The sequence below is a fragment of the Flavobacterium sp. WC2421 genome, assembly GCF_040822115.1.
In the GTDB taxonomy this organism is placed as follows: domain Bacteria; phylum Bacteroidota; class Bacteroidia; order Flavobacteriales; family Flavobacteriaceae; genus Flavobacterium.
Genome location: NZ_CP162004.1, coordinates 1346778 through 1368662, shown reverse-complemented (window position 1 = coordinate 1368662; position 21885 = coordinate 1346778). Strand labels below are relative to the sequence as shown.

The 21885-nt window shown below is 32.0% G+C and carries 20 protein-coding genes; 14 read left to right on the top strand and 6 right to left on the bottom strand.

Annotation, left to right across the window (positions count from 1 at the left end; translation table 11 throughout):
- Positions 1–43: 43 nt before the first annotated feature.
- On the top strand, positions 44–868 hold the full coding sequence (locus tag AB3G33_RS05790; RefSeq protein WP_367773305.1) for a thymidylate synthase: 825 nt from the start codon (positions 44–46) through the stop codon (positions 866–868).
- An 18-nt stretch (positions 869–886) separates the two neighbouring features.
- Here AB3G33_RS05790 and AB3G33_RS05785 read toward each other — a convergent pair whose 3' ends face one another.
- A complete protein-coding gene (locus AB3G33_RS05785) occupies positions 887–1183 on the bottom strand; it encodes an isoamylase early set domain-containing protein (protein ID WP_367756892.1) in 297 nt (98 codons plus the stop codon).
- 237 nt (positions 1184–1420) lie between these two features.
- Between AB3G33_RS05785 and AB3G33_RS05780 the strand changes: the two genes are divergently transcribed.
- Positions 1421–1762: a 2TM domain-containing protein gene (locus AB3G33_RS05780; RefSeq protein ID WP_367773304.1), complete on the top strand. Its 342-nt coding sequence runs from the start codon at positions 1421–1423 to the stop codon at positions 1760–1762.
- A 3-nt stretch (positions 1763–1765) separates the two neighbouring features.
- Complete coding sequence (locus tag AB3G33_RS05775; protein ID WP_367773302.1) at positions 1766–2248, top strand: dihydrofolate reductase; 483 nt, start codon at positions 1766–1768, stop codon at positions 2246–2248.
- A 61-nt stretch (positions 2249–2309) separates the two neighbouring features.
- Here AB3G33_RS05775 and AB3G33_RS05770 read toward each other — a convergent pair whose 3' ends face one another.
- On the bottom strand, positions 2310–2609 hold the full coding sequence (locus AB3G33_RS05770; RefSeq protein ID WP_367756888.1) for a hypothetical protein: 300 nt from the start codon (positions 2607–2609) through the stop codon (positions 2310–2312).
- A gap of 230 nt (positions 2610–2839) precedes the next feature.
- Between AB3G33_RS05770 and ubiE the strand changes: the two genes are divergently transcribed.
- Both ubiE and AB3G33_RS05760 read left to right on the top strand, forming a co-directional pair.
- Positions 2840–3571 (top strand): bifunctional demethylmenaquinone methyltransferase/2-methoxy-6-polyprenyl-1,4-benzoquinol methylase UbiE, encoded by a 732-nt coding sequence (gene ubiE / locus AB3G33_RS05765; RefSeq protein WP_367756886.1) that lies wholly within the window; start codon positions 2840–2842, stop codon positions 3569–3571.
- Between the two features lie 24 nt (positions 3572–3595).
- On the top strand, positions 3596–4300 hold the full coding sequence (locus tag AB3G33_RS05760; protein ID WP_367756884.1) for a porin family protein: 705 nt from the start codon (positions 3596–3598) through the stop codon (positions 4298–4300).
- A gap of 34 nt (positions 4301–4334) precedes the next feature.
- Here AB3G33_RS05760 and AB3G33_RS05755 read toward each other — a convergent pair whose 3' ends face one another.
- Complete coding sequence (locus tag AB3G33_RS05755; RefSeq protein ID WP_367773301.1) at positions 4335–5057, bottom strand: TrmH family RNA methyltransferase; 723 nt, start codon at positions 5055–5057, stop codon at positions 4335–4337.
- A gap of 37 nt (positions 5058–5094) precedes the next feature.
- Between AB3G33_RS05755 and AB3G33_RS05750 the strand changes: the two genes are divergently transcribed.
- The 3 genes from AB3G33_RS05750 (at position 5095) to accD (ending at position 9750) form a co-directional block, all read left to right on the top strand.
- The gene (locus AB3G33_RS05750) at positions 5095–7647 is read left to right on the top strand and encodes a BamA/TamA family outer membrane protein (RefSeq protein ID WP_367773299.1); all 2553 of its coding nucleotides are present in this window, start codon (positions 5095–5097) and stop codon (positions 7645–7647) included.
- 66 nt (positions 7648–7713) lie between these two features.
- Positions 7714–8781, top strand: coding sequence for a class II fructose-bisphosphate aldolase (gene fbaA, locus AB3G33_RS05745; RefSeq protein ID WP_367756878.1), 1068 nt, complete (start codon positions 7714–7716; stop codon positions 8779–8781).
- Between the two features lie 114 nt (positions 8782–8895).
- Positions 8896–9750, top strand: a complete 855-nt coding sequence (gene accD, locus AB3G33_RS05740) for an acetyl-CoA carboxylase, carboxyltransferase subunit beta (protein ID WP_367756876.1) — start codon at positions 8896–8898, stop codon at positions 9748–9750.
- Between the two features lie 88 nt (positions 9751–9838).
- Here the strand turns inward: accD and AB3G33_RS05735 are convergent, their stop codons facing one another.
- Positions 9839–11089, bottom strand: coding sequence for an ABC transporter permease (locus AB3G33_RS05735; protein WP_367773296.1), 1251 nt, complete (start codon positions 11087–11089; stop codon positions 9839–9841).
- A 196-nt stretch (positions 11090–11285) separates the two neighbouring features.
- Between AB3G33_RS05735 and purH the strand changes: the two genes are divergently transcribed.
- The 6 genes from purH to rodA all read left to right on the top strand — a co-directional run bounded on the left by purH (position 11286) and on the right by rodA (position 18496).
- Positions 11286–12812: a bifunctional phosphoribosylaminoimidazolecarboxamide formyltransferase/IMP cyclohydrolase gene (gene purH / locus AB3G33_RS05730; protein WP_367773294.1), complete on the top strand. Its 1527-nt coding sequence runs from the start codon at positions 11286–11288 to the stop codon at positions 12810–12812.
- A 54-nt stretch (positions 12813–12866) separates the two neighbouring features.
- Entirely contained in the window at positions 12867–13895 is a 1029-nt protein-coding gene (locus AB3G33_RS05725) for a rod shape-determining protein (protein ID WP_367756870.1), read from the top strand.
- Between the two features lie 93 nt (positions 13896–13988).
- Positions 13989–14813: a rod shape-determining protein MreC gene (mreC, locus tag AB3G33_RS05720; protein ID WP_367773292.1), complete on the top strand. Its 825-nt coding sequence runs from the start codon at positions 13989–13991 to the stop codon at positions 14811–14813.
- Positions 14806–15312 carry a rod shape-determining protein MreD gene (locus AB3G33_RS05715; protein WP_367773290.1) on the top strand — a complete coding sequence of 169 codons (507 nt, stop codon included), beginning with the start codon at positions 14806–14808 and terminating at the stop codon, positions 15310–15312. The genes mreC and AB3G33_RS05715 overlap by 8 nt, the downstream gene beginning before the upstream one ends.
- A complete protein-coding gene (gene mrdA, locus AB3G33_RS05710) occupies positions 15309–17243 on the top strand; it encodes a penicillin-binding protein 2 (RefSeq protein WP_367756864.1) in 1935 nt (644 codons plus the stop codon). The genes AB3G33_RS05715 and mrdA overlap by 4 nt, the downstream gene beginning before the upstream one ends.
- Positions 17244–17260: 17 nt before the next feature.
- On the top strand, positions 17261–18496 hold the full coding sequence (gene rodA, locus AB3G33_RS05705) for a rod shape-determining protein RodA (RefSeq protein WP_367756862.1): 1236 nt from the start codon (positions 17261–17263) through the stop codon (positions 18494–18496).
- 14 nt (positions 18497–18510) lie between these two features.
- Here the strand turns inward: rodA and AB3G33_RS05700 are convergent, their stop codons facing one another.
- Together AB3G33_RS05700 and AB3G33_RS05695 are read right to left on the bottom strand one after the other, a co-directional pair.
- Entirely contained in the window at positions 18511–19230 is a 720-nt protein-coding gene (locus AB3G33_RS05700; RefSeq protein ID WP_367774098.1) for a DNA/RNA non-specific endonuclease, read from the bottom strand.
- 236 nt (positions 19231–19466) lie between these two features.
- Positions 19467–21734, bottom strand: a complete 2268-nt coding sequence (locus tag AB3G33_RS05695) for a carboxy terminal-processing peptidase (protein ID WP_367773288.1) — start codon at positions 21732–21734, stop codon at positions 19467–19469.
- Positions 21735–21885 lie beyond the last annotated feature (151 nt).

Here is a 21885-nt window from a genome sequence, read left to right as displayed (position 1 = left end):
TATATATTTAAAGCAAATAAACTTCAGCACAAAGTATAAAAAAATGAAGCAATATTTAGATTTAGTACAACACGTAATGGAAAACGGTTGTCAAAAAGGAGACCGAACTGGAACTGGTACAAAAAGTGTATTTGGTCACCAAATGCGTTTTGATTTAAGTGAAGGGTTCCCAATGGTTACTACAAAAAAGCTACATTTAAAATCAATCATTTATGAACTACTTTGGTTCTTAAAAGGGGATACCAATATAAAATATTTACAAGAAAACGGTGTTAAAATTTGGGATGCTTGGGCTGATGAAAATGGTGATTTAGGCCCTGTTTATGGGCATCAATGGCGCAATTGGAATAGTGAAGAAATAGATCAAATAAAAGATCTAATTACTGAACTAAAGACCAATCCAAATAGCCGAAGAATGATCGTTTCAGCATGGAATCCATCTGTTCTACCAGATACATCAAAAACATTTGACGAAAATGTAGCCAACAATAAGGCCGCACTTCCTCCCTGCCATGCATTTTTTCAATTTTATGTATCAAACGGCAAACTTTCTTGCCAATTGTATCAAAGAAGTGCAGATATATTTCTAGGAGTTCCTTTTAACATAGCTTCCTACGCATTGCTTACCATGATGATTGCTCAAGTTTGCGATTTAGAAGCTGGAGAATTTATCCATACTTTTGGAGACGCGCACATTTACAACAATCATTTTGAACAATTAGAACTACAATTGTCTCGCGAACCAAAACAATTACCAAAAATGATTTTAAACCCTGCTATAAAAGACATCTTCCAATTTGGTTATGATGATTTTACATTAGAAGGCTACGAACCACACGCTCTAATAAAAGGAAGTGTTGCCGTATAAAAAAAATGTTTTAGAAGCCTACACCTCTAAAACACTATTTTCAGCTCCAGCAAATTCATTCCATTTGAAAGAATCAGCTTCATCATCATTAACGAAAACACCGTCAATTACATATTTAAACTCATAAGAAGCGCCTTTATCCACATTAAAGACTCCTTTAAAAGTACCATTTTTCAACTTACTTAATGCACCTTCTTCTGGACACCAATTGTTAAAATCTCCAACAACTGAAGCATTACTTGCCTCTTTTGCTTCTACCGAAAAAGTAACTTTACAAACTGGTTTCGTTTTTATAAATTGTTTCTTAACAGACATAACTATTTCATTTTTAATATTATGCGACAAAGAAAACAAATTCATTTGAACTTTTAACAATCGGCACGAACTTTTAAGAGTATAGTCTAAAGAATGTTAAATTATAAACAATTTTCTAATCATTCAAATGTTAAATTACATAAAAAAAAAGAGAAAACGTTTTCTTAATAAATATTACCTTAGCTGAATAGTGACTTTAAATTTAAAATTTTATCTTTATAAACTAAAATTCAACTTATGGAAAGGGAACAACATGAATTATATGAATATGCCAGGAAAAGATTAAAACAAAAAAAAAGGCTGTATTTTCATTTTGTTGTTTTGTTTTTAGCTAGTTTATTTCTATTCGTTTCTACTAAAATTTTAAATTTTGGAATTAATTCAAACTGGTATATCTGGATAATTACGATTTGGTTTTTCTTATTTCTTTTACACTTTATTAAAGTATACATTACCGATCGCTTTATGAATAAGAACTGGGAACGAGACCAAATAGATCGTCTTGTTGCTTTACAGCAAAAAAAAATAGAAGAATTACAATCACAAATAACCGAAGAACCCTCTAAACTAGCACAATAGAAAATGATTATAATGATTGCGGCAGCCGCTGAAAATAATGCCCTTGGAAAAAACAATGAATTAGTTTGGCATTTACCTAATGATTTCAAAAGATTTAAAAACCTTACTTCGGGACATCATATCATTATGGGAAGAAAAACATTTGAAAGCTTCCCAAAGCCACTTCCTAACAGAACACATGTTGTAATAACCCGTCAAGAAAACTATGCCCCAGAGGGATGTATTGTAGTTAACAGCATGGAAAAAGCAATTGAAATTTGCCCAAAAGAGGAGAACACATATATAATTGGAGGAGGAGAAATATATGATTTAGGAATTCCCTTTTCAGATAAAATAGAACTGACATTGGTTCACCATACTTTTGAAGCCGATGCCTTTTTCCCAATAATAAACAAGGAACAATGGCAGATAATAAATTCTGAGTTTCAACAAAAAGACGAAAAGCATCTTTTTGATTTTACTTATCAAACTTACATTAGAAAATAAAAAAAAACACCCCATTTTACTGGGGTGTTTTTATTAAACTCAATGATTGGGAAAAAATGATTTACTCTTGAAACATAATTTGATAACATAATAAAAAAATCACAAATGTCAACAACACTCCAGAAATGAAGGTGATAACATTTGCTGTTTTCTGAGAATACATCTCAAAAAAGCCTTTAATACCAAATACCACGAAGGTACTAAAGACAAAGAAAATTAAAATTTCCAAAAACAAATTTAATCCTAAGAACGTATGTTGCGCTAAAAATACATTACTGTTTTTTAAAACAGCACCATCAAAACAGCTCACAAGAACAAGTGAAATTACTAGCGCAAGAAGTAACCACTTGATTTGGATCATTAATTCCCTTTTAATCATTGAATAATATCATACTTTTATTTTGTAAAATTCGGCAATATTAATGGACGCCACAATACCCACTTTTAGTGATATTTCATTTTTTTTATTAATAATGGATTCTCATGATTGCGGCAAAACGAAACAAAAAACTGTCCTAAAACTTTTATATATTTTAGAATAGTCAATTACAGTTCAAAATAGATTGTATTATATTTGTAAAAAAATAAAAAATGTCAAAAAACATAACTCCATATAAAGACTCTTCTCTAGGCAAAAAAGAACAAGTTGCAAAAATGTTTGATACAATCTCTGGTAATTACGATAATTTGAATCGTGTTATTTCCTTTGGAATAGATGTTAAATGGCGTAAAAAAGTTTTAGATATAGTATCTAAGGCAAATCCAAATGTAATTTTAGACATTGCAACAGGAACAGGAGACTTAGCTATTTTAATGGCTCAAACAAAAGCAACAAAAATAATAGGACTAGATATTTCTGCTGGAATGCTAGAAGTTGGCGTAAAAAAAATAGCCGATAAAAAACTTTCTAATACAATTGAAATGGTATTAGGAGATTCAGAAAAAATGCCCTTTGACGACAACTTTTTTGATGCAATAACAGTCGCTTTTGGCGTTAGAAATTTTGAAACTCTTGAAAAAGGACTTGTTGAAATCCTAAGAGTATTAAAACCTAATGGTGTTTTTGTTATTTTAGAAACATCAGTTCCAGATAAAACTCCTTACAAACAAGGCTACAATTTTTATAGTAAAAACATACTACCACTTATTGGAAAGTTATTTTCAAAAGATGATGTTGCCTATGGTTATTTATCTGAATCAGCAGCGGCATTTCCATATGGAGAGGCTTTGAACAATATTTTAAGAAAAGTTGGGTTTATAGATGTAGTAGCTATGCCACAAACTTTTGGAGTAGCTACAATTTATTCCGCTTCTAAAAAATAATATTGATTGTTATTTAGCATCTATATGAAAAAAATTGCTCTCTTAATTTTACTTGCTTTATCTATTAAGGGCAACTCTCAGTTTAAAAAAAGCATGTTTGGAAAAGACCCAATAATAAATTTGGAGAATTTTCAAAAAGCACGAGTATACTATGGATATTATTTAGGGTTTAATTCATTTGACTTCAAAATAGACTATAAAACCGTAGGCCCTGACATTCTTGTAAAAAGAACAACAGGGTTTAATGTAGGGATAATAGGAGATCTAAAGTTACAGGAGTATATAAACTTACGATTTGAACCTGGATTATATTACACAAAGAGAGATTTATATTATCCTGGCTTCACAACAAAACTAGACGCACTAAGAGAAGTAAACAGCACTTACATTCATTTCCCACTATTATTAAAATTCTCTTCATTGAGAACTGGAAATGTGCGCCCCTATTTAGTAGGTGGAGTAGCTTCCACTTTGAATTTATCAAGTAATTCGAAATCAATAGACGATAATAAAGAACAAAGATTTAGAGTAAAACCTTGGACCACGAGCTACGAAATAGGATTTGGTATTGATATATTTTCGGAATATTTCATATTCTCTCCTTCCATTCGAGGTTCATTTGGTATAAATGACGAGTTGATTCGCGATAATGATCCTAACAGTCCTTGGACAGGAAATATTCAATCCATAAAAAGCAGAGCCGTATTAATTAATTTTTCTTTTCATTAATTGAAATACTATTAAGTGATTCCAAAAAAACTAATTATCTTCTAAATTCGCTTAAAATAATTGCAGTCGCTGTTGCAACATTTAAACTTTCCGTTTTTCTAAGATCTCCAAAACGAGGAATAGAGAGTCTGTTTTGGATTATTTCTTCAAGTTCATCAGAGATACCGTTAGCTTCATTCCCCATTACGATGATTCCTTCTTGAGGCAAGGATTCTTTATAAATATTAACTCCATCCATAAAAGTACCAAAAACAGGCAATTTTGTCTGAGAGAGAAAGTCATTTAAATCAATATACCTTACATTTACTCTGGTTATCGACCCCATTGTAGCTTGCACTACTTTGGGATTATAAATATCCACCGTTTCCTTTGAACACACTATTTGATGAATTCCGAACCAATCACACAATCTCAAAATGGTTCCCAGGTTTCCAGGATCCCGAATACTATCCAAGGCTATAATCAAACCTGATTCAACAATATCTTTTTCTGCAGGCATTTTAAAAACAGCCAAACAGCTATTAGCTGTTGATAAAGCACTAATTTTTTTTAAATCATTTTCATGAATTAACGTTTTCTTGTTTATCAAAACATCCTCAAAATCATTTTGAGTAGTGTACAAATGGTCTAGTTCAAAATCAGATTGCAACAATTCCTGAATCACTTTTACCCCTTCGGCAAAAAATAATTGATTTACTATTCTATACTTTTTTTGCTGTAAACTAGTTATAAGTTTTATTTGGTTTTTACTAACCATAAAAATATGTACTTTTGAATTAAATATTTTAGAACACTTGAAAAAAATCTCTACAAAAATAACAGCATTTATTCTAATTGCAATATTTATATGCGCTTGTAATGCTGAAAAAAGAGTTCCTGATGGAAAAAAGCTCCTTACTAAAAATCAAATCATAGTAAACGGGAAATCCATCAAGGAAGAAAATGTATTTACACAACTATATCAAAAACCAAACAGTACATTATTAGGATTTCGTTTGCGATTGAATCTATACAATTTAGCGAATTTAAACCCTGATTCAACATATCAAGCTAAATTTACAAATAACCCAGGAAAATACGAACGAAAATCTAAATGGCTATCCGCGAAACAGGTGGACAGACTTGGTAAATCATTCTGGTATCATGGTATTCATGATTTTTTAAAAAAAACAGGTGAACCGCCTGTCATAATTGATCAATCTAAAACTGATAAATCAGTATTGCGTTTAAAATATTATTATTTTAACAATGGTTTTTTTAATGTAAAAGCATTATCCAAATTAGACTCTATAAAGCCAAAAAGAGGAAAAATAGAATACAACATTACTACGGGCTCACCCTACTTATTAGATTCCTTAAAGACATCTATATCTACTCCCGCTCTAGACTCTTTATACGAAACTGCTAAATCCAACACGATAATAAAATCAGGCAAACAGTATAAAACAATCGATTTTGAAAATGAAAAAAATCGTATTACAACACACTTTAGAAATAATGGGGTTTATTATTTCCAACCTACCTATGTGACTTTTGATATAGATACCATTAAAAAAGTAAACCAGGCTAACGTTAATTTAATTATTAACAACTATTCTTATCAAGAAAACGACTCAACAAAAACGGAGCCTTTTAAAATGTATACCATTAGTGATGTTAATATATACACTGATTACGCACCTAACAATAATAATCAAAAAATCACGGATAGCACCACTTACAAAAACTTCAATTTATACAGTCATAAAAAACTAAGATACAAACCACATGCAATTACGGATGCAATTTTCATAACAAAAGGATCTCTTTTTGCTGACAACAAAACGGTTTTAACTACACGTTATTTAAATAATCTTAAAATTTTCAATTACCCTAGCATTCAATATGAAGTAGATAAAAGAGACACAACATACAGTTCCTTGATAGCTAAAATATATTTGACTCCTCGAAAAAAATATAGTTTTGGCGCATCAGTGGATGTAACACATTCCAACATTCAAGATATAGGTATCTCGTTCAGCCCTTCACTATCAATACGTAATGTATTTAATGGTGCCGAAACTCTTGAAATTTCTGGTCGTGGAAATATAGGATCATCAAAAGACCTTGCAAACCCAAACAATCAACTCTTTAATGTATCAGAATATGGAGTAGATTTAAAATTAAATTTTCCAAGAATTTTCATGCCATTCTCTACTGAAAAAATCATCCCAAAGAGCATGATTCCTTCAACACTTATGGCCGTAGGATTTGCCAGACAAACAAATATTGGATTAGATAAAGAAAATTTCACAGGTTCATTTTCTTATAATTGGACACCTAAAAAAAACAACACTGCCCGTTTTGATCTATTTAATGTACAGTTTGTTCGAAATCTAAATCCAGAAAACTATTTCAATGTATATGGTTCCTCCTACAATGCATTAAATGAAATTGGTAAAATTTATAATACAGAAGCATCTTATGTTGATAATGGCGATTTAATTATCGAATCGGGAACTTCTGGATTTATAAAGAATGTATTAAATGAGAGTACCGTATTAACACCGTCAGATGATGCCTTTAAATCGGTAAAAAGCATTGAAGAAAGAAGAGTGAGACTAACCGAAAATGATTTTATATTAGCAACAAGCTTCACCTTTAGTAAAACGACTAAAACAGACTTACAAGACAATACTTTCTATCTTTTCAAAACAAAAATCGAATCAGCAGGTTCTCTTTTATCACTTATTTCAAAAGCAGCAAATCAACCTAAAAACGAAAATAATAATTTTGAACTTTTCAATTTAGAATATTCAGAATATATAAAAACAGAATTTGACTACATAAAACATTGGGATCTGAGCAAAGAAAAAGTCTTCGCAGTCAGAACCTTTTTTGGTATAGCAATCCCATTTGGAAATTCAGATAACGTCCCTTTTTCACGAAGTTATTTCTCAGGAGGTTCAAATGATAATAGAGCATGGCAACCCTATAGTTTGGGTCCAGGTAGAAGTGGAGCCACTAATGACTTTAATGAAGCAAACATGAAAATTGCTTTAAGCAGTGAGTTTAGATTTAAAATATTAGGCGATTTTAAAGGAGCATTATTTGCTGATGCTGGAAATATTTGGAATATATACGATAATGTGACTGATGAAAAATCAGTTTTTAATGGTTTTAAAAGTCTGAAAGATCTTGCATTAGGCTCAGGGTTTGGATTAAGATATGATTTAAGTTTCTTCGTAATTCGATTTGATTTCGGTTTTAAAACCTACAATCCAGCTAATGAAACTGGCAAAAAATGGTTTCGTGAGTACAATTTTGGACACTCTGTTTTAAATTTTGGAATAAATTACCCCTTCTAATGCTAATTAATTCTTATTTTTGCAGTCTTAAACTAAAAACTAAAAAAACAACTAAAAAAAATTACAATGGCACATAACATCAAACCGGGCGTAGCTACAGGAGATCAAGTTCAAGAAATTTTCAATTATGCAAAAGAAAAAGGCTTTGCTCTACCTGCAGTAAATGTTACTGGTTCAAACACAATAAATGGCGTTCTTGAGACTGCAGCAAAATTAAATGCTCCAGTAATCATCCAGTTTTCAAACGGAGGAGCTCAATTTAATGCTGGAAAAGGACTTTCAAATGCAGGTGAAAAAGCAGCTATCGCTGGTGGAATTGCTGGAGCATTACACATTCATACCTTGGCTGAAGCTTATGGAGCAACAGTAATTTTACATACGGATCACTGTGCTAAGAAATTATTACCTTGGATTGACGGATTATTAGATGCATCTGAAAAACATTTTGCTACAACTGGAAAGCCTTTATTCAGTTCTCATATGATCGATTTATCTGAAGAGCCTATCGAAGAAAACATCGAAATTTGCAAAGGATACCTAGAGAGAATGAGCAAAATGGGAATGACACTAGAAATCGAACTTGGAATTACAGGTGGTGAAGAAGATGGTGTTGACAACTCAGATGTTGATAGCTCAAAACTTTATACTCAACCAGAAGAAGTTGCTTATGCTTACGAAGAATTATCAAAAGTAAGTCCTAAGTTTACAATTGCGGCAGCTTTTGGAAATGTACATGGTGTTTACAAACCAGGTAACGTAAAATTGACTCCGAAAATCTTAAAAAATTCTCAAGATTTCGTTCAAAAGAAATTCAACACTGGAAACAACCCAGTTGACTTCGTTTTCCACGGTGGTTCAGGTTCTACTTTAGAAGAAATAAGAGAAGGAATTAGCTACGGTGTAATAAAAATGAATATCGATACTGATTTGCAATTTGCATTTACAGAAGGTATTCGTGATTATATGGTTAAAAATATTGATTATTTAAAAACCCAAATTGGAAACCCAGAAGGTTCTGATGTACCAAATAAAAAATACTACGATCCAAGAAAATGGATGCGTGAAAGCGAAATGACGTTCAATGCAAGATTAGAACAAGCATTTGCTGACTTAAACAATGTGAATACGCTATAAAAAGTATTCCGTACTCAGTTTTTAGTATTCAGTAATAGGTTACTGAGTACTAAAACTGACTACAAACATTGACTTGACTGATTACTTGATTACTGAACACTGAACACTTAAGAAATGGCTTGGTTTAAAAGAAAAGAAAAAGGAATTACTACTGCTACCGAAGACAAAATGGATGTCCCAAAAGGACTTTGGTACAAATCTCCAACAGGAAAAATTATTGATGCCGATGAGCTAGAACGCAACTTGTTTGTTAGTCCTGAGGATGGTTTTCATGTTAGAATTGGTAGTGCTACCTATTTCGAAATCTTGTTTGACAACAATGAGTTTGTTGAATTAGATAAAAACTTAACTTCCAAAGATCCTTTGCATTTTGTTGATACAAAAAAATATGCAGATCGATTAAAAGATGTTATGGAAAAAACCAAACTTAAAGATGCAGTGCGTACTGGAGTTGGTAAATCAAAAGGAAAAGATGTTGTTATTTGCTGTATGGATTTTGCTTTTATTGGCGGATCTATGGGTGCAGTAGTTGGAGAAAAAATTTCAAGAGGGATTGATCACGCTATCAAAAATAAACTTCCATTTATTATGATTTCAAAATCGGGTGGTGCAAGAATGATGGAAGCTGCTTATTCCTTAATGCAATTAGCAAAAACTTCTGTTAAACTAGCACAACTGGCAGACGCTAAACTTCCTTACATCTCATTATGTACGGACCCAACTACAGGAGGGACAACCGCTTCTTATGCTATGCTAGGAGACATTAACATCTCTGAACCTGGAGCTTTAATTGGATTTGCAGGACCACGTGTTGTAAGAGACACAACTGGTAAAGATTTACCAGAAGGTTTTCAAACGGCTGAATTTCTACTTGAACATGGTTTCCTAGACTTTATAACAGCCAGAAAAGAATTGAAAGACAAGATTAACTTGTACATTGATTTAATTCAAAACAATACTATAAGATAGTTTTAAAACTTCTAAAACAAAAAATCCCATCTGTACAGATGGGATTTTTTTGTTTTTATTTATTATTATTATTATTAAAAACCTAAGTCTACATCCCAGTTCGAATCGCTTCAACAGGATCTAATTTTGACGCTGTAATAGCAGGAAGAATTCCGGAAATCAATCCTATTAAGGCAGCCAGTCCAGTTCCTAACATAATATTCCCCATACTTAGAACAAATTCAAAGTCCAACACTTTCGTCAAAATAACAGAAATAATCCACACTAAAACCAAACCAATTACACCACCAATAACAGACAATATAACTGCCTCAAATAAAAATTGAAACAATATAAATCTATTTTTAGCACCTAAAGACTTTTGAATTCCAATTAAATTTGTTCGCTCTTTTACAGAAACAAACATAATATTAGCGATTCCAAAACCACCAACAAGTAATGAAAAACCACTTATTATCCAGCCCACAACATTCATCTGCCCAATAATACCATCAATAAGATCTGTAAAACCAGATAACACATTGATGAAAAAATTATCAATTTCACCTGCTTTCAATCCCCTCATACTTCTTAATTTATAACTCACTTCCGCTTTATAAGCATCCATATCAACCCCTTTATTAGGCTTCAACAAAATAACTGGAGTCATTGCATCATTATTATCTCCATACAAACGTCTTAAAAAATTAACGGGTAAAAACACAGATGTATCATTACTATCCCCAAACAATCCCGCTCCTTGTTTCTTCAATACTCCAATAACAGTAAACCTTTGCCCATATAAACGAATATTTTTCCCAATAGCATTAGAATTTTCGAAAAGTCCCTGAGCAATTTCATAGCCTAAAACGATAACAGCTGTCCCAGAATTAGACTCTGATTCATTATAAAAACGACCATCTTCAAACTCAAGACCTTGAATATCGATAAACTCACTAGATACAGGAACAACATTTACATCGCTCACTAGTTTCGATTCATATTTTATAGATTCGCGCTTTACAAATAATTGATACCCTACTTGATCCGTATTATTTAACGACTCTTTCAAATTGGTATATTCATCAAATTTAACATTGGGAAACTGCTCTCTTTTCCATTGCGGTATATCAGAGGGCCCAAAAGAAAAACGCATTAAATAAATAGTGTTTTTATCTAAACTACTTAAATCCTTTGTTATTTTTCTATCTAAAGAATCAACTGCAGCCAGAACTGCAATTATGGATAAAATCCCGATAGTAACACCAAGCAAAGAAAGAAGTGTTCTTAACTTATTGTTTGTTAATGCATTTATTGCAAAACCAAAACTCTCTTTCAATAATCGTAGATAAACTAGCATAAAAATACATTTTCTATTAAAGTAAAATTCTATAAATTAAATTCAAAAACCTAATGAAATAAATATTCATTGTAATTCAGCATCATTATTTCATCATTTATAAAAATAACAGTATAATTTCTAAATTATCTCTTTTTCAAATAGTCCAATTTTCACATTAAAAAACTATTTTTGCACTTTATAATTATAACTACACATGAACACAACAAAAACAATTCAATCTGCGTTAATTTCAGTCTTTTCAAAAGAAGGCCTTGAACCAATTGTAAGACTACTAAATAGTCAAAATGTTACACTTTATTCAACAGGAGGAACTGAAGATTTTATAAAAAACTTAGGAATCCCCGTTATCCCAGTTGAAGATGTTACATCATACCCTTCAATTCTAGGTGGAAGAGTAAAAACATTGCATCCAAAAGTTTTTGGTGGAATTTTAAATCGTCAAGACAATCCAAGTGATGTGCAACAAATGGAAGAATTTAATATTCCGCAAATTGACTTAGTAATTGTTGATTTATACCCTTTTGAAAAAACAGTAGCCTCTGGAGCAAGTGAATCTGACATTATTGAAAAAATCGATATTGGTGGAATCTCTTTAATTCGTGCTGCTGCAAAAAACTTTAAGGATACTGTCATTGTAGCTTCTGTAGATGAATATAGTTCTCTCTTGGATTTAATTACAAAACAAAATGGAGCAACTACTCTTGCCGATAGAAAATTATTAGCAACAAAAGCATTTCACGTTTCTTCACACTACGATACTGCAATATTTAATTATTTCAATACTGACGAAACTATTTATAAAGAAAGTATTTCTAATGGTCAAGTTTTAAGATACGGTGAAAACCCACATCAAAAAGGATATTTCTTTGGTGATTTTGACGCCATGTTCAATAAAACACACGGTAAAGAATTATCATACAATAATTTACTTGACGTTGATGCTGCAGTAAATTTAATTAATGAATTCAAAACTGACGGTCCTACTTTTGCAATATTAAAACACAATAATGCTTGTGGATTAGCATCTAGAAATACAATTAGCGAAGCGTACAACGCTGCACTGGCTTGTGACCCAACATCCGCTTTTGGTGGAGTATTAATTGCAAATACAAAAATTGATGTAGCAACTGCTACCGAAATTAATAAATTATTTTGCGAAGTTGTTATCGCACCTGAATATGATGCAGATGCAATTAGCATTTTACAAGAAAAGAAAAACAGAATTATATTAGTTCAAAATGAAGTCGCTTTACCAGCAAAACAAGTGAGAACTTGTTTAAACGGATTGCTTATTCAAGAAAGAAATAATATCACAGACAATAAAGACGATTTAAAAACCGTTACCCTAACAAGTCCTACTGAACAAGAAATTCAGGATTTAATTTTTGCATCTAAAGTTTGTAAAAATACTAAATCTAACACGATCGTTTTTGCTAAAAACGGAACACTTATTTCTTCTGGAACAGGACAAACCTCAAGAGTAGACGCTTTGTTACAAGCAATTGAAAAAGCAAAAACATTTGGATTTGATTTACACGGCGCTTCAATGGCAAGCGATGCTTTTTTTCCATTCCCAGACTGTGTGGAAATTGCAAAAAAAGCGGGTATAACAGCCGTAATTCAACCTGGAGGATCGATAAAAGACGAATTAAGCATCAACTATTGTAATGAAAATAAAGTTGCAATGGTATTTACAGGAACACGTCATTTTAAACATTAATTTGTCTAACTTTGTATGCTCCTAATTTTTAACTTTTAAACCCCTGAAAAACTTATGGGATTTTTTGATTTCATGACCGAGGATATCGCGATAGACCTTGGAACCGCAAACACTTTAATCATACACAATGATAAAGTTGTAATAGACAGCCCATCAATTGTTGCCAGAGATAGAATTTCTGGTAAAATAATCGCTGTTGGTAAAGAAGCCAACTTGATGCAGGGTAAAACACATGAAAACATTAAGACAATAAGGCCTTTGAAAGATGGTGTAATTGCCGACTTTGATGCTTCAGAAAAAATGATTAGTATGTTTATAAAAAGCATACCAGCATTGAAAAAAAGAATGTTTACTCCTGCGCTTAGGATGGTGGTTTGTATTCCATCAGGAATTACCGAAGTGGAGATGAGAGCCGTTAAGGAATCTTGTGAAAGAGTAAATGGTAAAGAAGTGTACCTAATCCATGAACCTATGGCTGCGGCAATCGGTATTGGAATCGACATTATGCAACCAAAAGGAAACATGATTGTAGATATAGGTGGTGGAACTACTGAAATTGCTGTAATTGCGTTAGGCGGAATCGTGTGTGACAAATCAGTAAAAATTGCTGGTGATGTTTTCACAAATGACATCGTATATTATATGCGTACACAACACAACCTTTTTGTTGGAGAAAGTACTGCTGAGAAAATAAAAATCCAAATTGGTGCTGCTATAGAAGATTTAGAAACTCCTCCAGAAGACATGTCTGTTCAAGGAAGAGATTTACTTACAGGTAAACCAAAACAAGTAGAAGTTTCCTATAGAGAGATAGCAAAAGCATTAGACAAATCAATTCAAAGAATTGAAGACGCTGTAATGGAAACTCTATCACAAACCCCTCCAGAATTAGCTGCCGACATTTACAACACAGGTATATACCTTGCTGGTGGTGGATCAATGTTAAGAGGTCTAGATAAAAGAATTTCTCAAAAAACAGACTTACCTGTTTATATTGCAGAAGACCCTTTAAGAGCAGTAGTTCGTGGAACAGGAATGGCACTTAAAAACATTACAAAATTTAAAAGTATCTTAATTAAATAAGACCTTTCTTAGATGCACAATTTCATTAAACTCTGAAAATAATTTTTAAAGTTTAATGAAATTACATCTTGAAACAAAATAACAAACTTAGAAATGCAGCAAATATTTAATTTTATATTTAAAAACAGTAATAGAATACTGTTTTTGCTGTTATTATGCCTTTCGTTTTCGTTAACGATACAATCTCATTCTTATCACAAAAGCAAAATAATAAGTTCCGCTAATTTTTTAAGCGGGGGTGTTTATGAGAAAATCAATGATGTAAGTGAATACTTCAATTTGAGAACACAAAACGATGCATTAGCAATTGAGAATGCAAGACTAAAAAGTCTATTATTTAAAACCGTAGACTCTTCTGCCATCAAAAATTTTGAAAATCAAAAAACAACCTTGCCTGAAGATATCATTGTATCAAAAGTAATACACAACTCATATAATGTTCATGAAAATTTCCTGACCTTAAACTCTGGCTCTCTTCAAGGAGTTAAATCAGATATGGGAGTCGTTAACAACCTTGGAATAGTAGGGATAATTGATAATACTTCTCCAAGCTATTCTACAGTTATAAGCATTTTGAATGTAAAGTCTCAAATCAATGCTAAAATCAAAAAATCAAATCATTTTGGATCTTTAGTTTGGAATGGAAAAAGTACAGGTTACGTTCAATTGATAGACGTTCCTAGACTTGCATCTGTAAGAAAAGGAGACACGATAGTTACTGGTGGACAATCAGTAATCTTTCCAGAAAACATTAATATTGGTACGATTAACAAAATTTATATTGATAATCAAACCAATTATTATACTTTAGATATTAAACTTTTTAACGACATGACTAATTTAGGTCATGTTTATATCATAAAAAGCAAAGATAGAGATGAACTTAATAACCTAGAAAAAACAACGAAAAATGAATAGCACTTTGTTAGTCAATGTTTCTCGGTTTATTTTATTATTAGCCATCCAAATAATTATATTTAACAATATGAATTTTCTGGGGTTTATAATTCCACTTCCGTATATCTTATTTATAATATTATACCCCGTGAACGGGAACAAATCTGGCTTACTTTTTGCTAGCTTTTTATTGGGTTTGACAATGGATCTTTTTCTAAATTCAGGCGGAGTTCACGCAACTGCTTGTTTAGTCCTAGCATACATGAGACCATCCATTTTTAAATTTTCATTTGGAGTGAGTTATGAATACCAGACCATAAAAATTAATGATGTTTTAACACCCGAAAGATTTTCGTTTATATTCCTTTCTGTTATTATTCATCATATAACAATGTTCTTATTAGAAGCTTTTCAAGTCAGTTTCTTTTTGGACATATTAATCCGAACACTTTTGAGTGCGGTTTTTACCATAATTAGTTGTATTATTATCATTTACCTTATTAAGCCTAACAAACGATGAGAAAATTATTGCTGCCTTCTTTAATTATTGTTGCAGCATCATTGCTAGTGATTCGAATCTTTTATTTGCAAGTTATCAATGATACTTTCAAATTAAAATCCGATAATAATGCGATTAAGATAAAATACGATTACCCTGAAAGAGGTTATATCTACGACAGAAATGGAAAACTATTAGTGGCAAATCAAGCGTCATACGATATCATGGTAATTCCTAGAGAATTAAAGAATATCGATACTTTAGAGTTCTGTCAACTACTAAATATCACCAAAGAAGATTATATTAAAAAAATTGCAAAAGCTAAAATTTACAGCCCACGCTTGCCTTCTGTTTTCTTACCTCAGTTAAACAAAAGTGAATTTGCTGCTTTTCAAGAGAAAATACGAAAATTTGAAGGTTTCTATTTTCAAAAACGTTCTCTACGCGACTATGAAGTCGATTTTGGAGCAAATGTTTTTGGTTTTATCACACAGGTTAATGACAAATTAATAGCAAAAAACCCATATTATAACAGCGGTGACTTAATAGGAAAACAAGGAGTAGAAGAAAGCTATGAAAACATTTTGCGCGGAATTAAAGGGGTGAAATACTTTCAGAAAGACAAATACAATCGTGAAATAGGCTCTTACAAAGACGGAAAATACGATACGATTGCCGTTCAAGGAGAGGATATCAATTTAACTTTAGACGCTGAACTTCAAAGATATGGAGAACAGCTAATGATAAATAAAAGAGGTGGAATTGTAGCTATTGAACCTAGTACAGGTGAAATATTAGCACTAGTAACTGCTCCATCTTATGACCCTTCTATTTTAGTTGGTAGACAACGTTCTAAAAATTACACCTTACTATATAGAGACTCGATAGCAAAACCGCTATATGATAGAGGATTACTAGCGGAATATCCTCCAGGATCACCATTTAAAATCCTGACTGGATTGATTGGACTGCAAGAAGGTGTTATTGATGAACAAACTTCTTTTATGTGCCATCATGGTTTTAGTTATGCACGAGGTCGTTTTATGAAATGTCATGGTTTTGGCCCTCATAATTTACATAATGGAATCTATAACTCTTGTAATACTTATTTTGCAAATGTGTATATGCGTACCATAAACAAATTTGTAAAACCAGCCTATGCAGTTGATGTATGGAGCGATCACGTGAAAAGTTTTGGATTGGGTGATTTTATGGGATACGACTTACCTACTGGAAAAAGAGGAAATGTTCCCGATTCTAAAACATATAAGAAAATTTACCCTAATGGTGGATGGAGAAGTACAACGATTATTTCAAACTCTATTGGACAAGGGGAAGTTTTAATGACACCAATACAATTAGCTAATATGATGGCTACCGTAGCAAACGAAGGATACTACTATACTCCTCACATTATAAAAAAAATAAAAGGAACAAATATAGATCCTAAATTCAAAGTAAAACATCAGACCACCATTGACAAAAAATATTTCAAACCAATGATAAGTGGCTTGTTTGACGTATACAATTTAGGAACTGCAAGAGGACTTAATGTACCTGGTATTGACATTTGTGGTAAAACAGGAACAGCTGAAAATTATGCCAAAATTGATGGGAAAAGAGTAAAACTAGAAGATCATTCTATTTTTGTTGCCTTTGCACCAAAAGACAACCCTAAGATTGCAATTGCGATCCTTGTCGAAAATGGTGGGTACGGAGCTACGATTGCAGGTCCCATTGCGAGTTTAATGATTGAAAAGTACCTAAGAAAAAAAATAACAAGAACCGATTTAGAAAAGAGAATACTAGAAAGAAGCTTAAAAGACCGCTATGCAAAACTAGGTGGAATGAAAGAAGCTAGTGCCATTGAAACAACACCTAAAGATTCAATATCTAAATTAAAGGTAACGACAAATTCAACTGTTCAGATAGACTCAACAAATCAAAATTAATAAGCGATTCGTTTCAAATGAAAAACCAAAGTATAAAGAAAAATCTTGACTGGACATGTGTCATCATTTATAGCGTATTAGTGATAATGGGATGGTTAAACATCTATTCATCATCTCTATCCTCTATTGAAGATACTTACCAAAAACAGCTTGTTTTTATCTTACTAACGATTCCTTTAATATTCATAATACTGGCCATCGACGGAAAGTTTTACGAAAAATATGCCAGTATTATTTTTGGATTTGCTTTACTTACTTTGGCAGGGCTTTTCCTTTTTGGAAAAACAATAGCAGGACAAAGATGCTGGTATGCCATCGGAAGTTTCACTATCCAACCTTCTGAATTTGCGAAAGCAGCTACTTCACTAGCGATTGCAAAATATTTAAGTGATTCACAAATTAATCTAAAAGATGTAAACAGGCAAATACAAGCACTTGCAATTGTTTTTCTTCCAGTACTTCTAATATTACCACAGCCCGATCCGGGAAGTGCCCTTATTTATAGTATTTTTATAATTGTTTTATATCGTGAAGGACTTCCATCATGGTACGTATGGACTGGTTTTGTTACTATCCTTTTATTTGTATTAACGCTTGTCTTAGAACCTCAATATGTTATTCTATTAGCATTATTAGTTATTTTAATCGTTCATTTTAAATCAAGGCTTGGCGATAGAAACATAGTCTTAAGTGCAATTCTTTTTTCAGTCATTTCTGGCTTTGTTTTATCCGTAAATTATGTGTTTCAAAATGTATTCAAACAGCATCACCGCGATCGTTTCAACATTTTATTGGGAAAAACTGTCGACTTAAAGGGAATTGGATATAATACGAATCAATCAGAAATTGCTATAGGCTCTGGAGGATGGTTAGGAAAGGGTTTTCTAGAAGGAACGCAAACAAAAGGTGGTTTTGTACCAGAACAACATACTGATTACATATTTACCACTGTAGGAGAAGAATGGGGCTTTGCAGGCTCTCTAGTAGTAATTGCGCTATTCGTGAGTTTATTTCTAAGAGTAATTTATCTTGCTGAAAGACAAAAAACGAAATTCAGTAGAGTTTATGGTTATTGTGTAGCAGGAATTCTATTTATACATTTCTTTGTCAACATCGCCATGGTTATTGGCATTTTCCCAACAATTGGGGTGCCTTTACCTTTCTTTTCATATGGAGGCTCTGGTCTTTGGGGATTCACTATTTTGCTTTTTATCTTTTTAAAGATGGATGCAAACAAAGTCAATGAATGGTAAAATATAGTGTAGAGTTAATTGAAAATCCACGATTTATAATCAGTTCGTTTTTCTAGACTTGATTCTAATTCATCATCTAGTTTAGGGAAAAAATCTATGCCCGTTAACTTTTCAATACTATCAACTGAAACTACATAAGTATATAATGGCTTATCACTACCTTTATTAGGAATTAAAAAAGCAATCATTTTATAATTACCATTGGAATCATCTAAAATTATTTTATAAAAATATTCTGGAACAACTACTTTTTGGGTTCCAATAGTCTTGCTAGTTTTATTAAGAATTCCTCCCGTAACCACATAAACACCGTCATATCGTGATGCCCAATAGCGTACTTTTTGCTCTAATCTATTCCAAATTCCTGCATTGAATTCATGGTCTTGAGGAGAAATATTCGAAGTGAAAAAAGTATCATTATACGCATTTTCTTCAAACTCCATATCTCCTGCTGGACAAAGATGCCCTTTGTCATATCCACTTTTCTTATAGTTTCTCCAATCTGCAGAACCTGTTTTAACTTTTGGATCAACTATAAAGAAAGGTCGTTTAAAATTGTTATTCTTCACATAATCCTTCTTTAACTGATAGGCCAACCATTCAGCCTGCTCCGCTTCTTCATTATATGAGAGTGTGAAATAAGAATGTTTAATGACTTGGTGAGTTGTAGATGTAGGTAAGTAATCGAGAACAGTTCTACTTGTTAACTTTTCCGTTGAAGCAGTAGTAACCATCTCTTTTGGGCTATTTACTTGTTCTAAAGAAAATGAATCTACCTCTTTATTATCCATCTTACAAGAAACAAAACCACCAATTAAAATAAATAGTACTGCTTTAAAAATGTGTTTTCCCATGTTCTTAAATAATTTCTATAAACATAAGAATAAATAATAAGTATTGAAACATATTAAAAAAGGGTCCAACTTTATGTTTAAAGTTGGACCCCGATCTATATAAATGAAAGTTTTTTTTAGGATTTAGCCAGTTTTTCTTTTTTTAATTTTTCTGACATATTTTTCTTCACGATAGGCTTAGATTGCAAATCATCCAAAACATTCAAAGCTTCTTCTACATAAATATCTTTAGATAATCCTTCATGCCAACGATCTCTTTTCTCTTTCAAAATACTGTCTTTATCCATTTGAGCTACTTCATAAGGTAACGAAGAAAAGTGCAATGTATTTTTGTATTGCGAAATAGGTCTGTATTTTTTAGACTTCTCCTCTATATCATTTTGAGCAATTTTAAACTTATCTATATTCAAACTATAGGTGTTATCTTCACTTCTGCTATCAATCCATTTTGCATTTTCTTCAATTAATTTAAACTGAGGGTTTTTCTCAATTCTTGTCTTACTATTTAAAATAGCCTTATTAAAGTTCTCTGTTTTATTCCAAACAGTATAAGTAGCTGGATCTATTTTATCCCATGGCATTGCATTATCAACATCGCGTTCACCCATTTTTAAATAAGCATATCGATCTGGCATAACTACATCACTACTCACGCCGTCCAACTGAGTTGAACCTCCATTAATTCTATAAAATTTTTGAGTAGTTGTTTTTAACGCACCTAAATCTCCTACTGAACTATTACGTACAAACTGATTTAAATCAATCACATTTTGTACTGTTCCTTTACCGTAGGTCTGTTTACTACCAATAATAATTCCTCTTTTGTAGTCTTGAATAGCTGCCGCTAAAATTTCTGAAGCTGAAGCTGAAAAACTATTGACCATTATCACTAAAGGACCGTCCCATTCTATTTTACTATCTCTATCGAATAAAACCTCTTTTTTTCTTCCAGCAGATTTAATTTGTACAATTGGACCTTGCTCAATGAATAATCCAGCAATATCAACAACAGTTGATAAAGATCCACCACCATCATCACGTACATCCAAAACGATTCCATTCACTCCTGCTTTTTTAAGTCGTTCTACTTCAAGAGCGATATCTTTACCTGCATCTCTACCGTCTTTATTTTCAAAATCGATATAAAACTTAGGCAAATAGATTACACCATATTTCAATCCGTTTTTCTCTACAACACTTGACTTGGCGTATGTCTCCTCAATTTCTACAATATCTCTAATTATAGAAATAACTTTAATTGTTCCATCCACTTTTTTTACGGTAAGACGAACTTCAGTTCCCTTTGGCCCTTTTATTTTTTTTACAACATCATCAAGACGCATTCCTACCACATCTACTGGCTCAGCATTTCCCTGTGCTACTTTCATTACTAAATCTCCTGATTCTAATTGTTTGCCTCTCCATGCTGGACCACCAGAAATTAACTCAGAAATCTCTGTAAAGTCGTTTTTCTTTTGTAAACGAGCACCTATGCCTTCTAACTTCCCACTAATACTAACATCAAAACGCTCTTTTTCTTCTGGAGCAAAATAATTAGTATGTGGATCAAAACGAGCCGTAATTGAATTAACATAAACAGAGAACCAATCATTCCTATCCAAATCATTCATGAAACCAAAATATTCATCAAGTGATTTCTTAGCACTTTCACGAGTTTCTTTTTCTAATTCAGCAACCGTTTTCACCTTACCTGTATCAGCAGATGTATTGTTTTTTTTATAAAAATCATCGTCAATTTTATCTCCAGATTTTAAGCCAACTAAACTATCAGAATCAGCTGATGCCGTAATTCCTTTACTTTTATTCTCTTGAATTCTAAGACGGTCTGTCAAAGAAGATAGTGTAGATAATTTAATTTGTTTGCGCCATCTATCCTTTAATTCAGCATTATTTTTAGCATAAGGTGCTTTTACATAATCCGTGTTAAAGCTTTCATCAACTGAATAATCAAATGGCACTGCAAGAATATCTTTGTATAATTTTTTACTTTCCTCCATTCGCTTCATCAAGCGATCATACGTCAAATTAAAGAACGTTAAATCCTTATTGATCAATTCATCATCTAATTCAGTTTCATACTTTGAAAATTCATCGATGTCTGATTGAAGAAAAAATCGTTTTGAGGGATCTAAAGCTTGAATATAATCTTTATAGATTCCTTTTGAGAATGTATCATCAATTGCCGCAGGGTTATAGTGTCCTTTTTCAATAACAAAAGTTAATAATTCTAAAAGTAATTTATCTTTATCAGGATCATTCTCGTTAGAAGATTTAATTTTAAAAGCAAATAATGTAGCCGAAAGGAAAACAATTGCAAGGAGTATTTTATAATTTCTTTTCATAAAGTTAAGAATAGTATTCATCCAAAATTTTTAAACTAAGTTACGGTAAAAACTGTGCCAACAATAATAGACACGCCATAATTTTTTGTTAAAGATATAAAAAATGATTTTTGTTTTCTCTTTATATCTTCGCCAATCACTATTTTTTGTTTTACTTTGTTTGATAAAATAG